Annotated in this window: 20 protein-coding genes; all 20 read left to right on the top strand. The window is 38.9% G+C overall.

Going from position 1 to position 16,373, the window contains the following annotated elements; all coding sequences use genetic code 11:
• The gene (gene sigF / locus BUB66_RS05930) at positions 1-735 is read left to right on the top strand and encodes an RNA polymerase sporulation sigma factor SigF (protein WP_073256150.1); all 735 of its coding nucleotides are present in this window, start codon (positions 1-3) and stop codon (positions 733-735) included.
• 71 nt (positions 736-806) lie between these two features.
• Entirely contained in the window at positions 807-1,028 is a 222-nt protein-coding gene (locus BUB66_RS05925; protein ID WP_143156232.1) for a hypothetical protein, read from the top strand.
• Complete coding sequence (locus BUB66_RS05920) at positions 1,009-1,221, top strand: dodecin family protein (RefSeq protein ID WP_073256144.1); 213 nt, start codon at positions 1,009-1,011, stop codon at positions 1,219-1,221. Before BUB66_RS05925 ends, BUB66_RS05920 begins: the two co-directional genes overlap by 20 nt.
• A gap of 18 nt (positions 1,222-1,239) precedes the next feature.
• Positions 1,240-1,692, top strand: coding sequence for a stage V sporulation protein AC (gene spoVAC / locus BUB66_RS12205; protein ID WP_073256141.1), 453 nt, complete (start codon positions 1,240-1,242; stop codon positions 1,690-1,692).
• A 9-nt stretch (positions 1,693-1,701) separates the two neighbouring features.
• Entirely contained in the window at positions 1,702-2,712 is a 1,011-nt protein-coding gene (gene spoVAD, locus BUB66_RS05910; protein WP_073256138.1) for a stage V sporulation protein AD, read from the top strand.
• A gap of 23 nt (positions 2,713-2,735) precedes the next feature.
• Positions 2,736-3,089: a stage V sporulation protein AE gene (spoVAE, locus tag BUB66_RS05905; RefSeq protein ID WP_073256401.1), complete on the top strand. Its 354-nt coding sequence runs from the start codon at positions 2,736-2,738 to the stop codon at positions 3,087-3,089.
• Between the two features lie 16 nt (positions 3,090-3,105).
• The gene (locus tag BUB66_RS05900; protein WP_073256135.1) at positions 3,106-3,477 is read left to right on the top strand and encodes a hypothetical protein; all 372 of its coding nucleotides are present in this window, start codon (positions 3,106-3,108) and stop codon (positions 3,475-3,477) included.
• Between the two features lie 154 nt (positions 3,478-3,631).
• On the top strand, positions 3,632-4,630 hold the full coding sequence (locus tag BUB66_RS05895; protein ID WP_073256132.1) for an acyl-CoA dehydratase activase-related protein: 999 nt from the start codon (positions 3,632-3,634) through the stop codon (positions 4,628-4,630).
• A complete protein-coding gene (locus BUB66_RS05890) occupies positions 4,627-5,733 on the top strand; it encodes an acyl-CoA dehydratase activase-related protein (protein ID WP_073256129.1) in 1,107 nt (368 codons plus the stop codon). The genes BUB66_RS05895 and BUB66_RS05890 overlap by 4 nt, the downstream gene beginning before the upstream one ends.
• The gene (locus BUB66_RS05885) at positions 5,711-6,679 is read left to right on the top strand and encodes an acyl-CoA dehydratase activase (RefSeq protein ID WP_073256126.1); all 969 of its coding nucleotides are present in this window, start codon (positions 5,711-5,713) and stop codon (positions 6,677-6,679) included. The genes BUB66_RS05890 and BUB66_RS05885 overlap by 23 nt, the downstream gene beginning before the upstream one ends.
• A 141-nt stretch (positions 6,680-6,820) precedes the next feature.
• Positions 6,821-7,525, top strand: coding sequence for a 30S ribosomal protein S2 (gene rpsB, locus BUB66_RS05880; RefSeq protein ID WP_073256123.1), 705 nt, complete (start codon positions 6,821-6,823; stop codon positions 7,523-7,525).
• Between the two features lie 66 nt (positions 7,526-7,591).
• Complete coding sequence (tsf, locus tag BUB66_RS05875) at positions 7,592-8,206, top strand: translation elongation factor Ts (RefSeq protein WP_073256120.1); 615 nt, start codon at positions 7,592-7,594, stop codon at positions 8,204-8,206.
• Between the two features lie 67 nt (positions 8,207-8,273).
• Entirely contained in the window at positions 8,274-8,987 is a 714-nt protein-coding gene (pyrH, locus tag BUB66_RS05870) for a UMP kinase (protein WP_073256117.1), read from the top strand.
• 40 nt (positions 8,988-9,027) lie between these two features.
• The gene (gene frr / locus BUB66_RS05865) at positions 9,028-9,549 is read left to right on the top strand and encodes a ribosome recycling factor (protein WP_280144544.1); all 522 of its coding nucleotides are present in this window, start codon (positions 9,028-9,030) and stop codon (positions 9,547-9,549) included.
• A gap of 259 nt (positions 9,550-9,808) precedes the next feature.
• A complete protein-coding gene (locus BUB66_RS05860) occupies positions 9,809-10,546 on the top strand; it encodes an undecaprenyl pyrophosphate synthase (protein ID WP_073256114.1) in 738 nt (245 codons plus the stop codon).
• A 1-nt stretch (position 10,547) separates the two neighbouring features.
• Complete coding sequence (locus BUB66_RS05855; RefSeq protein WP_073256111.1) at positions 10,548-11,369, top strand: phosphatidate cytidylyltransferase; 822 nt, start codon at positions 10,548-10,550, stop codon at positions 11,367-11,369.
• Positions 11,366-12,406, top strand: coding sequence for a sporulation integral membrane protein YtvI (gene ytvI, locus BUB66_RS05850; protein WP_073256108.1), 1,041 nt, complete (start codon positions 11,366-11,368; stop codon positions 12,404-12,406). Before BUB66_RS05855 ends, ytvI begins: the two co-directional genes overlap by 4 nt.
• A 26-nt stretch (positions 12,407-12,432) precedes the next feature.
• The gene (rseP, locus tag BUB66_RS05845; protein ID WP_073256106.1) at positions 12,433-13,434 is read left to right on the top strand and encodes an RIP metalloprotease RseP; all 1,002 of its coding nucleotides are present in this window, start codon (positions 12,433-12,435) and stop codon (positions 13,432-13,434) included.
• 15 nt (positions 13,435-13,449) lie between these two features.
• Positions 13,450-14,604, top strand: coding sequence for a flavodoxin-dependent (E)-4-hydroxy-3-methylbut-2-enyl-diphosphate synthase (gene ispG / locus BUB66_RS05840; protein ID WP_425291872.1), 1,155 nt, complete (start codon positions 13,450-13,452; stop codon positions 14,602-14,604).
• Between the two features lie 223 nt (positions 14,605-14,827).
• Complete coding sequence (proS, locus tag BUB66_RS05835) at positions 14,828-16,264, top strand: proline--tRNA ligase (protein ID WP_073256104.1); 1,437 nt, start codon at positions 14,828-14,830, stop codon at positions 16,262-16,264.
• Positions 16,265-16,373: the final 109 nt, after the last annotated feature.

The raw sequence follows: 16,373 nt of genomic DNA, 5'->3' as shown, positions 1-16,373 counted from the left end.
ATGACTTTGAAGAGTTCGGCAGGACAATTACAATTATTAAAAAAAGCGAAAGAAGGAGATGAGGAAGCAAAAAACGAATTTGTCGCTTTAAATTTAGGCCTGGTCTGGAGTGTGGTAAAGAAGTTTTCAAATAGAGGGTATGAACCTGAGGAACTTTTTCAAATCGGAAGTGTAGGTTTATTGAAAGCAATAGACAAGTTCGATTTTACTTACAATGTTAAATTTTCAACATACGCTATTCCCATGATAATAGGGGAAATTAAGAGATTTATAAGGGATAACTCTCCTGTAAAAATGGCAAGATCGCTTAGGGATTTAACTATTAAGATTCAATCTGCAAAGGAAAAATTATTATATGAATTAAACAGAGAACCCACTATAATCGAACTTTCTGAAGAGATAGGAGTTCCGCCGGAAGAAATAGTAATGGGTCTTGAAGCCATTCAACCAATTGTTTCCTTAAATGATGTGGCATATCAGGAAGACGGAGCTCCTATTTATTACATAGACAAACTTGACGACGGCGAGCAGTTACATAGTCAGTGGATCGAGAAGATAGCCGTAAAAGAGGCTCTCTCAAGGTTGGATAAATTGGAAAGACAAATTATTATTCTGAGATACTTTAAAGAAAAATCTCAAACCGAAGTGGCTAAGGTTTTAGGTATAACACAGGTTCAAGTATCCAGGTTGGAAAAAAAGATTCTAACAAAAATAAAAAACATGCTTACCCAATAAAGGCCTTTTTAAAAGGCTTTTTTTGTTTATGAATAGCATTTAAAGCAAAACCAGATACTATTTTTAGAGGGGTGGTAGTAGTGATAAAAAATAAAATTTTTTATATAGCCCTTCTGTTAATTTTAACTTTAATTGCAGGCGCAATGTATATAAACAACGTAAAAACGAGAATCCCCAAAAGCGCTAAACTTGTGATCGTCCCGTTTGAGAATAAAGATTATTTAATGGGAGAAAATATAATTGAAAACTTTAAAGAATTAGGGAGGGAAAATAATGACTGTAAAAGTCATTGAAGTAGTAGGAGAATCAAAAAATAGCTGGCAGGAGGCTGTGGAAAACGCTGTTCGAGATGCCAGCAAAACAATAAGAAACATTACCGGGATAGAGGTGAGAAATCAAACAGCAAATGTTCAGGGAGGAAAAATTGTTGAATATAAAGCCGATGTAGCTATTGCTTTTAAAGTTGAAGATAGTACCGAAGCATAATTTAAAAGGAGAAGTCTAATGGCCAAAATTACGCAGGAACAGAAAGATTATCAGCAGTTGGTTAAAAACGTAAAACCCAAACCTCCATATTTGAAAAATATAGTAATGGCTTTTTTAGTCGGGGGATTAATTTGTTTAATCGGACAATTAATATTGAATTTTTATATTTCTTTAGGCTTAGACAGCGCGAAAGAAGCGCCCAGTGCCACGTCGGCCACTTTAGTATTTCTTGGCGCTTTTCTCACCGGATTGGGTGTTTACGACAAAATCGGGAAAAGAGCAGGCGCTGGTTCAATAGTGCCTATCACAGGATTTGCAAATTCCATCGTGGCGCCTGCAATGGAATTTAAAAGCGAAGGTTATGTATTTGGAGTGGCCGCAAAAATGTTTGTGGTGGCAGGACCTGTTCTTGTTTATGGAATTGCCTCTTCTGCTTTAATTGGATTGATATACTACGTGGTAAAGTTTTAGGAGGATATGATGGCTGAAAAAAAACTCGGAGCCCAGACGGTAAAATTTCAAAACCCTCCTTCAATAATAGCCACAGCGACCGTTGTGGGGCCTGTAGAAGGAAAAGGGCCATTGAGAAATTACTTTGACCTTATTTTGGGCGATTTTAAATTTCAGGAGAAAAGCTGGGAAAAAGCAGAAAAGAAAATGTTAAAAGAAGCGGTAGAAATAGCCGTCAAAAAAAGCGGTATTCCTAGCGATAAAATTGAGTATTTCATAGCTGGGGATCTTCTCAATCAAATAATCTCCGCAAGTTTCGCAGCCAGGGAATTAGGATATCCTTTTTTAGGAATTTACGGGGCGTGTTCAACAGTTGCAGAAGGTTTAGGAATAGGCGCAATGCTAGTTGATGGCGGATATGCAGATAATATCGTAATGGGTACTTCCAGTCATTTCTGTTCCGCCGAAAGACAATACAGATTTCCCCTAGAATTAGGAAATCAAAGGCCACCGACAGCCCAGCGCACTGTAACCGGCGCTGGGGCTGCTGTAATTTCAACCAAAAATCAAAATCCAAGAATTACTTACGTAACTACAGGAAAGGTAATAGATATGGGTGCTGTCGATCCAAACGACATGGGCAGCGCGATGGCACCGGCGGCAGTTGACACAATTGTAATGCATCTTGAGGATTCTAAGCGTACTCCTGAAGATTACGATTTAATAGTAACAGGAGATTTGGCGAGTGTAGGAAAGGATTTAGCTCAAAAATTAATGCTGCAAAACGGTATCGATGTTTCAAATAAGTATACTGATTGCGGGCTATTAATTTACAGCCCCGAACAAGATGTACATGCAGGCGGAAGCGGATGTGCTTGCGCTGCCGTAGTTACGTTCGGGTATATTTTTAAGGAAATGCAGAAAGGTAGATATAATAAGATTCTTCTCGTGGCAACGGGAGCTTTAATGAATTCTACTGTTGTCCAGCAAGGTGAAACAATCCCGTGTATCGCTCATGCCGTAGCATTAGAAAATCTATAGCCTGTAGCGAGGGAATAAAAATGATCGATTATATAATGGCGTTTTTAGTTGGTGGGCTTATATGTGCGGCGGGACAAATATTGATGGATTTTACACCTCTTAGCCCTGCCCACGTCCTTGTAGTTTTTGTAACTTTAGGGGCAATATTAAGCGGGTTAGGATTATACCAGCCTTTGATAGACCTTGCTGGCGCTGGAGCATCTGTTCCACTACCCGGTTTCGGACACACACTGGTGAAAGGTGTTATAGAAGAAGTTAATAAATCCGGTGCATTGGGGATTTTGACGGGTGGATTGAAAGCTACGGCGGCGGGAATAACTGCGGCAATAGTTTTCGGCTATATCATGGCTCTTATTTTTAATCCTAAACCCAAATGAAGATGGGATTTTAAAAATGTTTCTGGATTTTATAGGTATTTTCCTTACGACTTTAATAGTTAGCCCAAAATATTTTGCTCAAGTGATTTTGGTATGTTTTTTTGCAAACATTATTGATATACTGGCAGCCATGGTTTTTAATTCTCAAGTTACTGAAGTTATTTTCGGAGGCATATTTAGTTCTATAAATTATCTCGGCAGCAATATCGTACTGCCATATTTTTCTCCATTAATTTTAATTTTAATAGGTCTGGGTTTAAAAAACGGCGATTCAATAAGTTTTTGGAGATTCATAAATCCTTTTGCTAAGTACAAAAGGCCGTGGCCTCTTATCTTTTTAAAGGTAGGTGTTGCAAGAATTTTGGTGCTCTACATTTTGGGAAAATGACAAAAAATAGAAATTTGCTATCCAAAGGCAATCTTACAATGCCTTTTATTTCTTTGTTCAATGAATTACCTTTCTTTGGTAATTAAGTTAATAAAATACATAATCGTGGGAATAATATAAGTAGAAATATTAAAAGGATTGAGAAGGGGTTAGAATGCGGATAGGTATTCCAAGAGCTTTATTTTATTACATGTACTACCCTTTCTGGAAAACATTTTTCGAAACTTTAGGCCACGAAGTAATATTGTCAAATCCTACCAATAAAAAGATATTAAAAGACGGTTTGGAATTTGCCGTTGATGATGCCTGTCTACCCATCAAAGTTTTTCACGGACACGTAGTGGATCTAATAGACAAAGTAGATGTTCTTTTTATTCCAAGAATAATCAGCATCGAACCTGGAGAATTCATTTGTCCGAAGTTTTTAGGTTTACCTGATATGGTAAAAAGCAGCATACCGAATTTGCCTCCAATTATTGACAGCAACCTTTCTGTCTATAAAAATAGAAAAGGCCTCATCGAACATGTAAAATCGATAGGTGCAGACCTGGGGCATCCTTCAAAGCTTATTCTGAAAGCGTATAAGATAGCCTCGATAAAATTCTATTCCTATAAAAAATTTCAAATAAGCCACGAACAACTTCCTCTGGATTCGGGACAAAAGAGTTTTTTCGATTCTAACTCATCGTATTTTTCTAGGCATAAAAACAAATGCCTTAGAGAAAATACTTTAAATGTCCTTTTACTAGGGCATCCTTACAATATATACGACAATTATATTAGTATGAATTTAATAACAAAATTGAAAAAAAACGGTATAAAAGTCATAACGCCAGAAATAATACCGGTCAAAAACATCTCGGCAGGGGCAAAAAATCTTAAGAAAAGATTATTCTGGACTTTGGGAAAAAACATAATAGGAAGCACTTACTATTATATGGATTGCGGCAAAGCTCTTGATGGGATAATTCATATCGCTTCCTTCGGATGCGGACCTGATTCGATCGTAGGAGAGCTATTGGAACGCAAACTTTCCCGCAACCGGCTGGTTCCTTTTCTTCGAATTAATATCGACGAACATTCCGGCGAAGAAGGCTTTAATACGAGATTGGAAGCTTTCATAGATGTGATAGAAGGGAGACGTCGGAATTGAAAGTTACTTTTCCCCATATGGGAAATCTATATGTTCCTCTTAGAACTTTTTTCGAAAACTTAGGTGCCGAGGTGGTGGTTCCTCCATTTTCTAGTAAGAGAACCTTAGAGATAGGCTGTAGATATTCTCCTGAGTTTGCTTGCCTTCCTCTTAAAGTTACTTTGGGCAATTTCATAGAGGCGTTGGAGATGGGGGCAGATACCATAGTGATGGCTGGAGGAATGGGGCCATGCCGCTTTGGGTATTACGCGGAAGTTCAAAGAGAAATTTTAAAAGATTTGGGTTACGATTTTAACATGATAGTGTTAGAACCTCCTCAAGGTCATTTCTGGGATTTCATAAAAAAATTTAAGTATATAACCAATAAAAAGAGCTTTAAAGAAATTTATCTGGCCGGAAAATTAGCGTGGGAAAAAATCATTATATTAGATAAACTGGAAAAAATGGTAAATCACATAAGAGCTGTAGAACTTGAAAAAGGTAAGACCGATAAGGCGTATAAAAAGGCATTGAATTTAATATCAAATGCGAGGGATGAACAGGAACTAGCCTTTGCAAGGCAACAAATTGCAAAAGAAATCTCGTCAATAAAAAAAGCTAAAGAAAGAAATTTACTTAAAGTGGGTTTGGTGGGTGAAATTTATACCCTTTTAGAACCCTTTGTTAATTTTAACATAGAAAAACAGTTGTGCGAACTAGGGGTTTTAGTAGAACGAAGTATATACATAAGCCAATGGGTTAGGGAAAACCTCCTGCCTTCTTTTATGAAATCAAAAGAACCGGAAATACTTGCAAAACTTGCTGAACCTTATATACCATGCTTTGTAGGAGGCCACGGTCGGGAATCCGTTGCACAAATTGTCAGTTATGCAAAACAGGGATTTGATGGGGTAATTCACCTTCTCCCGCTTACATGCATGCCGGAAATTGTTGCAAAAAGTGTTTTGCCGATGGTAAGTAAAATTCATTCTATACCTGTGATGACACTCGTCTTGGACGAACATTCTGCCGAAGCGGGATTAAGGACTCGCCTTGAGGCGTTTGTTGATTTGATCCGCAAAAGGAAGGAGGAGGAGGAGTTTGGAGTGTTATCTTGGAGTTGACGTGGGTTCTGTAAGCACTAATTTTGCTTTGATAGACAAACATGGAAAAATACTGAAGAAGCTTTACTTAAGGACCGCAGGACGACCTATAGAAACAATAAAAAGTGGTTTAAAGATGCTTAAAGAAGATTTAAAGGACGATATAGAAATAAAGGGGGTGGGCACCACCGGCAGCGGCAGAAAATTGGCATCGGTCATAGTAGGCGCCGATGTGGTAAAAAATGAAATTACTGCCCACGCCGTCGCAAGCATGTCTGAAATTCCCAACGTACAAACTATTTTAGAGATAGGAGGACAGGACTCAAAAATAATAATACTGAGAGACGGGATCGTTGTGGATTTTGCCATGAATACCGTATGTGCCGCTGGAACGGGCTCTTTTCTCGACAGACAGGCCCAAAGGCTCGGGATACCTATCGAACTATTCGGTGAAATTGCCATAAAGTCGAATAATCCCACCAGAATTGCTGGTCGTTGTGCAGTATTTGCCGAATCAGATATGATACATAAGCAACAGTTGGGGTATAAAGTAGAGGATATATTAAAAGGGCTGTGCCAAGCGCTAGTTAGAAATTACCTGGCAAACGTGGCGAAGGGAAAAGAGATAAAGCCTCCGGTGGTATTCCAGGGCGGAGTTGCGGCCAATTCCGGAATAAAAAGAGCTTTTGAAGAAGAACTCGGCATGAAGATCATAGTGCCCGAACACTTCGACGTGATGGGAGCTTTAGGGGCTGCATTGCTTGCGAAGAAAGCCATCTCTCAAAATAAGCAAAAACAGACTAATTTTCATGGTTTTGAAGCTGCTTTTAAAGAGCATAGGGCAGAAAGTTTTGAGTGTAATGGGTGTCCCAACTTGTGCGAAATCATTCAAATTTATGTAGACAATAAATTAATAGCAAGATGGGGAGACAGATGCGGAAAGTGGTCGGAGAATGTAGTAATGTAATGGAAAATATATTGCATAAGGATTTTTTTTATGATATACTATCACCGGTAATTCACACGCCTGGAAATATCTCAACGAGGGTGCCGAAAGGTCTCGTTGTGAGATGATTCCGGCGGAGGAAAAACCAAAGGAGGTAAAAAAATGTCGGTAGTTTCCATGAAGCAATTGCTGGAAGCAGGGGTCCATTTTGGCCACCAGACTAGAAGATGGAACCCCAAAATGAAAGAATACATCTTTACTGAAAGAAACGGTATTTACATCATTGATTTGCAGAAAACTGTTAAAAAATTGGACGAAGCCTATGAGTATGTAAAGAATCTCGCTGCAGAAGGTGGGAAAATTCTTTTTGTTGGCACGAAAAAACAGGCTCAGGAGTCGATTCAGGAAGAAGCCAAACGCTGTGAAATGTTTTATGTCAATCAGCGTTGGTTGGGTGGAATGCTGACCAATTTTAAAACGATTAAAAAGCGGATAGAACGCTTGAAAGAACTCGAACGCATGGAAGAAGAAGGACTTTTTGAAGTCCTTCCCAAAAAAGAGGTACTAAACCTCAAAAGGGAAAAAGAGCGTTTGGAGAAATATTTAGGCGGTATTAAAAACATGACATCCCTGCCGGATGCACTTTTCATAGTAGATCCAAGAAAAGAAAAAATAGCTGTTTCGGAAGCTAAAAAGTTGAAGATTCCGATTATAGCTATAGTAGATACCAACTGCGATCCGGATGAAGTAGATTATGTAATTCCTGGCAACGACGATGCCATAAGGGCTGTTAAATTAATTGCCGAAAAAATAGCCGACGCAGTACTCGAAGGCAAGCAAGGAGTTCAAATAGCAGCAGAAGAATAATCTTATGAGGTAAGGGGGATTTTTTCCTATCCCTTACCTTTTAATAATCTTTTGGGAGGTTTTGGTATGATTAGTTCAGAACAAGTAAAGGAACTAAGAGAACGCACAGGCGCAGGGATAATGGATTGCAAAAAGGCTTTGATGGAAGCCGGCGGAGATATGGAAAAGGCAATAGTTATATTAAGAGAAAAGGGACTTGCTAAGGCTGCAAAAAAAGTGGGCCGTACAACAGCCGAAGGAATTATTGATGCTTACATACACGGAGAAGGTAGAATAGGTGTATTGGTGGAAGTTAACTGCGAGACCGATTTCGTGGCGAGAAATGAAGAGTTTAGAAGTTTAGTTAAGGATATCGCTATGCAAATTGCAGCATCAAATCCCAAATATGTTTCTCGGAATGATGTCCCCCTAGAAGTTTTGGAAAGAGAAAGGGAAATACTTAAAGCACAAGCTATAAACGAAGGTAAGCCCTCTCACATAGTAGATAAGATTGTTGAAGGTAGACTTGAAAAATTCTTTGAAGAGAACTGTCTTTTAGAGCAACCATTCATTAAGGATCCTGATAAGAAAGTTTCTGAACTGATAATGGAAAAAATAGCCTTATTGGGTGAAAATATCACAGTTACTCGATTTGTACGCTTTGAAAGAGGAGAAATTGCGCCTAAATCTGATCAGGACTGATGCTTAAAAAGAGACACTCATTGTGTCTCTTTTTTAAAAATAAGTCTGCAAAAGAGAGGGTTAATAGATGCAAAAACCAAAGTATAAACGGGTCGTTCTTAAAATCAGCGGTGAAGCTCTAGCTGGCAAAAAAGAATTTGGGATAGACCAAAACGTTATTAATTCTATAGCCGACCAAATAAAAAAGGTAAAAGAATACGGTATTGATGTTGCTATTGTAGTTGGCGGGGGAAATATATGGCGCGGACGTAATTACCCAGATATGGACCGGGCTACTGCCGACTATATGGGGATGCTGGCAACTGTAATAAATGCTCTCGCGCTGCAAGATGCATTGGAAAAAAGAAACATTGAGACACGTGTCCAGACTGCCATAGAGATGAAAGAAATTGCGGAGCCATATATAAGACGCCGGGCCATAAGACATCTTGAAAAAGGTCGGGTGGTCATTTTTGCTGCCGGTACGGGAAATCCCTATTTTTCTACCGATACTGCAGCAGCTTTAAGAGCTGCAGAAATAGAAGCAGATGTTATTCTGCTTGCAAAAAAGGTCGATGGAGTCTACGATTCAGATCCGATGAAAAACCCCAATGCTCAAAAATTCGACAGTTTAGATTATATAGAGATACTGAACAAAGGGTTAGGTGTTATGGATTCAACAGCCACTTCGCTTTGCATGGATAATAAAATCCCAATAATCGTGTTCGGTATTAATGAAGAAGGCAATATAATAAAAGCTGCTCTGGGGGAAAATATAGGAACTTTTGTGAAAGGAGGTTGATTTGGTGGATAAAAAAATTTATAAAGAAACCGAGGACAAAATGAAGAAGGTACTCGAGAATCTCAAATCGGATTTGGCGGCAATTAGAGCTGGAAGAGCCTCTACAGCACTCCTAGATAAGATCTCAGTGGATTATTACGGTGTTCAAACTCCAGTAAACCAATTAGCTACTATAAGCGTACCTGAACCGAGAATGATATTAATACAGCCTTGGGATGTGAAGACGATTAACAGTATCGAAAAGGCCATCTTAAAATCAGACCTCGGTCTTACACCCACCAGCGACGGCAAGGTAATAAGGCTTGTCCTTCCAGAATTAACTATGGAAAGGCGCAAAGAACTAGTTAAGATGGCGAAAAAAAAGGCAGAAGATGCAAAAGTTGTCGTGCGGAACATCAGAAGGGATACAAACGAATTGGTCAAAAAAATGGAGAAAAATGGTGAAATATCTCAGGACGATAGCAAAAGGTGGCAGGAAGAAATACAAAAACTCACTGATAATTACATTGAACAAATTGATAAAGCATTAACTAACAAAGAAAAGGAAATAATGGAGGTATAACGCTATTACTGAAAAAATTTTAGAACTCATTGGTTTTACTTTAGATGAAGCTAAGGAATATTTAATGAAAAAGGGTATCAAAATCTCCGAAATTAAGTATACCTTCCCTGTTGCTCGCAAAGAAAACTATAATAGACCGATAATAGTAAGAGTAGAAAAAGACAATCATGGCAACGGCGTGATCTTACTCGTTGCTTTTTTTCGATAATAATGCCCCCTTCTTGTAGAGGGGGCTTTTGATAATTAGGAGGCTCGAAAAGTGGGAATAAAGGAAATAGATTTAATTGATACAAAAAAATTGCCTAATCACATTGCTATAATAATGGACGGCAATGGACGGTGGGCTCAAAAGCGAGGTCTTCCAAGAATAGCCGGTCATTGGGCTGGTGCAGAAACACTTCGAAGTATTGTTGAATTTTGTGCAGAGCTAAAGATAAAGGTTCTGAGTGTTTATGCATTTTCTACAGAAAACTGGAAGAGGCCTTTTGAAGAAGTAAAAACCATCTTAAATCTTCTCGTATATTACTTAAAAAAAGAAGTAGACAACCTGAATCGAAATAATATAAAATTAATGGTGTCTGGAGATTGGCAGGAGTTGCCATATCGAATTAGGGAAGAAATCAAAAAATCGTTAGAACTGACCTCGAATAACACGGGAATGATTTTAAACGTAGCATTAAATTATGGATCTCGCCGCGAAATAATCAAAGCATGCCAAAATATATCAAGGCTTGTTTCTAGTGGAAGATTAAACCCGGAAGATATTGATGAAATATTTTTTGAGAAGTATTTATTTACTTCCGGGCTTCCTGATCCCGATCTTTTAATCAGGCCCAGCGGGGAATTGCGGTTGAGCAACTTTCTTTTGTGGCAGATAGCCTATTCAGAGCTGTGGTTTTGCGATATTTATTGGCCAGATTTTAAGAAAGAACACCTGATTCAAGCTTTACTTGATTTTCAACGCAGAGAACGGAGATTTGGAGGTTTAACAAAATAAAATGGACGAAACTTTTATTATAAGATCTTTGACCGCAATATTAGGTATTGCCCTGCTTTACGTTGTAATCGAGAGGGGAGTTATTTCGTTTCTTGTTTTTATCATATTAATGACTATGATAGCCAATTGGGAACTTGCAAGGGCTTTTAAAAAAGCGGGTATAAATGTAAACATGGTCTATAGCGGAACGGCAGGTTCAATTTTGCTGACCATGATATATTTCTGGTCCGGTGCGAAGACGACAGTTTTTTTTCCTTTTTGCCTTCTTATAATCTTAAGTTTTTTTTCTTCAATAGTAAAATATAAACAAAATAAGTTGATGGATACCGTTTTTACTACTTTTTCCTTTCTCTATACTTCCATCCCGTTTTCGCATATCATGCTTATCAAAGATCTGTCGCAAGGACCTGTTTTATTGTGGTTGGTTTTTGTAACAACGTGGAGCTGCGATACTTTTGCCTACATAACGGGAATGCTTTTTGGCCGCCATAAACTTTCTCCCCAAATAAGTCCTAAAAAAAGTATCGAAGGAAGCATCGGCGGAATAATAGGAAGCATTTCGGCAAGTTTTATTTATTCAATGATGTTTTTGCCCCAGATTAAAATTATAGATAGAGTATTGTTAGGTTTATTAATAGGAATTTTTTCTCAAATGGGTGACCTTTCGGCTTCTCTCATAAAGAGATTTTGCGGAATAAAAGATTTCTCTAATCTAATTCCCGGTCACGGTGGAATTTTAGATAGATTTGATAGTAGCCTCTTTTCTTTCCCCGTAGCATACTATTATATTATAACAGTGATTCAAAAGGGTGGTCTTACTTGAAATTGAAATCAGATTACAAACCCATCGTTTATCTAGGACTTGCCATTGTTTTGGTTTCTTTAGCGCTGTTTATTACAATAGAATATTTTCTCCCCTTCGCAGTAGGCATAATAATCTCTTTAATTATAGACCCAGTAATAAATTACTTTGAGGTAAAACTTAAAATTCAACGAGGAATAGCTGTTGTTATAGTCTTACTTGCTATTATTTCGTCTTTCGGGTATTTAATCATTCTTGCAATTTCCAGATTTATTTTCGAAATAGGAAAACTGGTGAATACATTACCAAATTACACTGACTATTTGAACTCCATTTTTGAAAGTGTAAGCACATTTATGTTTTCTGTTTACGACATTATACCTAAAGAAGTAATGGATTATCTTTTTAAAAACTGGGGACAAATTATTACTTATCTGACTGGATTCTTATCAAAATTTTACACTCTTGCGGAAAAACTTGTCATTATCCCGAACTTACTCATATTTCTCCTTTTTACCTTTTTATCCAGCTTCTTCTTTGCGAAAGACAAAAACAATATAATATCTTCCATAAAAAGCATCCTGCCGCATAATTGGTATAAAAAAATAGAAATAATACAATCGGAGCTTATCGCATCCGCCATAGGATTAATTAAAGCACAAATAATATTGATATTTATTTCGACAATTATTACCATAGCAGGATTCTATATTCTAAATGTGGATTACGCTCTAACTTTAGGCATAATATGCGGTCTTCTTGACATACTTCCTGTTATCGGACCAAGTTTAATATTCGTTCCATGGGCCATAGTGGCGTTGCTCCTGGGAAATTTAAAATTTTCACTGTCGCTGATAATCTTACATCTTTTTGTTTCTGGAATGCGTCAAATTTTACAGGCAAAAGTCATAGGTACCCATTTGGGATTAGACCCGTTGCTGGCCTTAATATCAATATATGTCGGCGTAAAATTGTTCGGTTTTATGGGGTTATTTATCGGACCTATGGTGGCTGTAATTGTTAAGGCTATATTCCAATCAGGCTTTTTGCGTTCCTAAAAATAGAAAACCGGAAGGTGAAAAAGTTGAACACAATAGCAATTTCAATTATAGTATTCGGTGCTCTCGTTTTTTTTCATGAGCTGGGGCATTTTTTGGTGGCAAAGTTGTGCGATATAAAAGTTAATGAATTTAGTTTAGGTTTTGGGCCAATTTTAGTATCGCTCAAAAAGGGTGAAACTCTCTATTCCATCCGCACCTTACCTTTAGGCGGATATGTAAAGATGGAAGGTGAAGACGAAAAAACTGGTGATCCTAGGGCTTTCAGCAACAAACCCGTGGGAGCAAGAATGGCAGTTGTAATAGCAGGTCCTATTATGAACCTGCTGATGGCAGTAATTTTAATATCGTTGATAGGATTTTTTGGAGGAGTTGCAACCACAAAAGTTACAGTTATACCGAATTCTCCAGCAGAACTAGCAGGGATTAAGGATGGCGATATTATTGCCGCTATAGATGATAAGAAAATTTCATCGTGGGATGAAACGGTAAGCATAATCAGCCAGAAACCCAATCAAGTAATAGAACTAGAAATCCTAAGAAATGGAGAAAAAAAGGAAATTTTGGTAAAGACGGAGCGAGAACCGGAAACAGGTAGAGGCGTAATTGGCATAAAATCAATGGTTATCAGATATTCGCTTCTATATAGTGTAAGAGCGGGAGTTCAAAGGACCTTTTGGGCATCAGGTATGATTTTGTCTTCTATCCCTAGATTATTGACAGGAAGAGGTTTGTCTGACTTGGTTGGACCTTTGGGCATTGCCCATATGGTAGGAGAAGCTGCTCGATTCGGCATATTCAACGTGTTATATCTTACAGCATTCATAAGCATAAACTTAGGGCTTTTGAACCTTTTACCAGTGCCCGCTCTGGATGGAAGCCGTTTGGTTTTCCTGTTAGTGGAATTTTTAAGAGGAAAGCCTATAGACCCCGAAAAAGAAGGCATGATCCACTTTTTAGGTTTTGCTCTGCTGATGCTATTGATGGTATTTGTACTTTATAGAGACTTTATGAGATTATACATGTAAGCAAGGAGAGTTAATATGGCAGATGACATGATTTCAATTAAAAGGAGAACTACAAAAAAAGTATACGTTGGCGATATTGGGATAGGCGGGGATTTTCCAGTATCCGTTCAATCCATGACGAATACAAAGACTCAAGATGTAAAAGCTACTGTTAATCAAATCCTGGCCCTTGAAGAAGCAGGCTGTGATATTGTACGCGTTGCAGTTCCCGACATGGAAGCGGCTCAAGCCATTTCTGAAATTAAAAAAAATATCCACATTCCATTAGTTGCCGACATCCACTTCGATTACCGGCTTGCAATTGAAGCAATAAAGAACGGTGCGGATAAGGTACGAATAAATCCTGGCAATATTGGGGGATTAGAAAGGATAAAAAAAGTTGTAGAGGCGGCTCGCGAAAGGAACATTCCCATTAGAATTGGCGTTAATTCAGGCTCTTTGGAAAAAGATTTATTAGAAAAATACGGTTCGCCCTGTGTCGAAGCTTTGGTAGAAAGTGCACTACGGCATGTGAGCATCCTTGAAGGATTGGACTTCTCCGAGATAGTAATTTCTATAAAGTCTTCCGATGTATTAACTACAGTAAAAGCATACAAAATGCTGGCAAAAAGAGTCGATTACCCCTTCCATCTTGGAATAACCGAAGCGGGAACCATCTTTTCCGGTACCGTAAAATCCGCTGTGGGATTGGGGATACTGCTTTATGAAGGAATTGGTGATACAATAAGAGTTTCGCTAACAGGTGATCCCGTTGAAGAAGTAAAGGTAGGCAAAGAGATTCTAAAAAGCCTCAATCTGATTGAGGGCGGTGTAACTATAGTATCTTGTCCGACTTGTGGTCGTTGCCAGATAGACCTCATAGGAATTGCCAGGGAAGTCGAGAAAAAATTAGCAGGCATAAAAGCACCCATAAAAGTTGCCGTGATGGGATGCATAGTAAACGGTCCCGGCGAAGCACGAGAGGCTGACATTGGAATCGCAGGCGGAAGCGGTAAGGTTGCGGTGTTTAAAAAAGGGCGTATACTAAAAACGGTACCCGAAAGCGACGCGGTTGGTGTATTAATATCGGAAGTGTGGAGTATGTTGGATGATAATTTGACAAAAAAAATTAACTCTGATAAAATAACAGACAAACAGCATACTGTGAATGGCGTTGATGGAGGCCAGTAAGAAGTAAACCCGATGAAAAGAGAGCGGTCCCACAGGCTGAAAGGCCCGCCATCGGGGGCTTCTGAAACCCACCTCCGGAGTCTGCCAAAAGTGGCCGGCACTTTGCCGTTAACTAAATGAGCAACCCTTTTGCTTTCTTAAAAAAGCAGGGTGGTACCGCGAAAAACCTTCGCCCCTTCGGTGCGAAGGTTTTTTTAATAATTTTTTTCGGGAGGAGAGAACAATGGAAGAAAAATACGTCAGGGAAATTACGGCTAAATCAGAAGACTTTTCCCAATGGTACGTAGACGTTATCGTAAAAGGCGAACTTGCCGATTACTCTCCCGTCAGAGGATGCATGGTCATAAGGCCTTATGGTTACGCATTGTGGGAAAACATGCAAAAACTATTGGACCGTCGCTTTAAAGAAACCGGGCATAAAAATGCATATTTCCCGGTATTTATTCCTGAATCTTTGTTGAGAAAGGAAGCAGAGCATGTAGAGGGATTTGCTCCTGAAGTTGCGTGGGTGACTCACGGTGGACAGGAAGAGCTTTCGGAACGCCTGGCGGTAAGACCTACTTCTGAGACAATTATATGCAGCATGTATTCCAAATGGATAAAATCGTGGAGGGATTTACCCGTTTTAATCAATCAGTGGTGTAACGTAGTCAGATGGGAAAAGAGCACCAAACCCTTCCTGAGAACGGCTGAATTCCTCTGGCAGGAGGGACACACCGCCCATAGAACTGAAGAGGAAGCTGAAGAAGAGACGCTTCGCATGCTTGAAGTATATAGGGATTTTGTAGAAACCGAGTTGGCATTGCCGGTTATAAAGGGAAGAAAATCTGAAAACGAAAAATTTGCAGGAGCTTTGAGGACATATACAATAGAAGCCATGATGAGCGATGGTAAGGCATTACAGGCGGGGACTTCTCACAACCTAGGTCAGCATTTTTCCAAGGTTTTTGACATTAAATTTTTAGACCAAGACGGGAAGTTGAAATACGTATGGCAGACTTCCTGGGGAGTGTCGACCCGACTTATAGGTGCTGTAATAATGACTCATGGCGATAATAGGGGTCTCAGACTTCCGCCTAGAGTCGCGCCTATTCAAGTAATTATCGTTCCTATTTTTGGCCAGCAAAGAGAGGAGATTTTGGCCAAATCAAAAGCAGTGTACCAGCTCCTCAAGGAAAATTTCAGAGTGGAAATAGATGACCGCGATGAATACACTCCAGGTTGGAAATTTAACGAGTGGGAAATGAAAGGTGTTCCTGTAAGGCTTGAGATAGGACCCAGAGACCTTGCGCAAAACCAAATGTTGCTGGTTCGGAGAGACACTGGCGAGAAGATTCAAGTCAAAGAATCGGATTTAGAAAATTATTTAAATAAATTGCTTGAGGATATCCAAACCAACATGTTCAAACAAGCCAAAAAATTTATGAACGATAATACCAATACTGCAACCAATTTTGAAGAATTAAAGGAATTGTTAATCAACAAAAGAGGTTTTGTTAAAGCCATGTGGTGCGGTGACAGTGAATGCGAAAAAAAGGTTAAGGAGGAAACCACCGCAACTTTGCGCTGCATTCCCTTCGAACAGGAAGAAATTTCGGATAGGTGCGCTATATGCGGAAAAGAAGCTAAGAAAATGGTCTATTTTGCAAAATCTTATTAACGGGTAGGTAATCTAAAATGAAAATGAGCGAATTGTTCCCATCCTCGCTATTTAACCTTCCGGCCGGTCTAACCGGCCGGGGGGAAAAATACTTATACCAAAGCGGGAT

It is taken from the genome of Caldanaerovirga acetigignens (assembly GCF_900142995.1).
GTDB lineage: Bacteria > Bacillota > Thermosediminibacteria > Thermosediminibacterales > Thermosediminibacteraceae > Fervidicola > Fervidicola acetigignens.
This window is presented reverse-complemented; position numbering and strand designations above follow the sequence as displayed.

Excerpts from the sequence above, each read along its gene's own strand:
- proS (WP_073256104.1), top strand. The coding sequence starts at position 14,828 with ATGGAAGAAAAATACGTCAGGGAAATTACGGCTAAATCAGAAGACTTT.
- spoVAD (WP_073256138.1), top strand. The coding sequence starts at position 1,702 with ATGGCTGAAAAAAAACTCGGAGCCCAGACGGTAAAATTTCAAAACCCT.
- sigF (WP_073256150.1), top strand. The coding sequence starts at position 1 with ATGACTTTGAAGAGTTCGGCAGGACAATTACAATTATTAAAAAAAGCG.
- BUB66_RS05855 (WP_073256111.1), top strand. The coding sequence starts at position 10,548 with ATGGACGAAACTTTTATTATAAGATCTTTGACCGCAATATTAGGTATT.
- ispG (WP_425291872.1), top strand. The coding sequence starts at position 13,450 with ATGGCAGATGACATGATTTCAATTAAAAGGAGAACTACAAAAAAAGTA.
- rpsB (WP_073256123.1), top strand. The coding sequence starts at position 6,821 with ATGTCGGTAGTTTCCATGAAGCAATTGCTGGAAGCAGGGGTCCATTTT.
- tsf (WP_073256120.1), top strand. The coding sequence starts at position 7,592 with ATGATTAGTTCAGAACAAGTAAAGGAACTAAGAGAACGCACAGGCGCA.
- BUB66_RS05895 (WP_073256132.1), top strand. The coding sequence starts at position 3,632 with ATGCGGATAGGTATTCCAAGAGCTTTATTTTATTACATGTACTACCCT.
- BUB66_RS05900 (WP_073256135.1), top strand. The coding sequence starts at position 3,106 with ATGTTTCTGGATTTTATAGGTATTTTCCTTACGACTTTAATAGTTAGC.
- spoVAC (WP_073256141.1), top strand. The coding sequence starts at position 1,240 with ATGGCCAAAATTACGCAGGAACAGAAAGATTATCAGCAGTTGGTTAAA.
- frr (WP_280144544.1), top strand. The coding sequence starts at position 9,028 with ATGAAGAAGGTACTCGAGAATCTCAAATCGGATTTGGCGGCAATTAGA.
- pyrH (WP_073256117.1), top strand. The coding sequence starts at position 8,274 with ATGCAAAAACCAAAGTATAAACGGGTCGTTCTTAAAATCAGCGGTGAA.
- BUB66_RS05920 (WP_073256144.1), top strand. The coding sequence starts at position 1,009 with ATGACTGTAAAAGTCATTGAAGTAGTAGGAGAATCAAAAAATAGCTGG.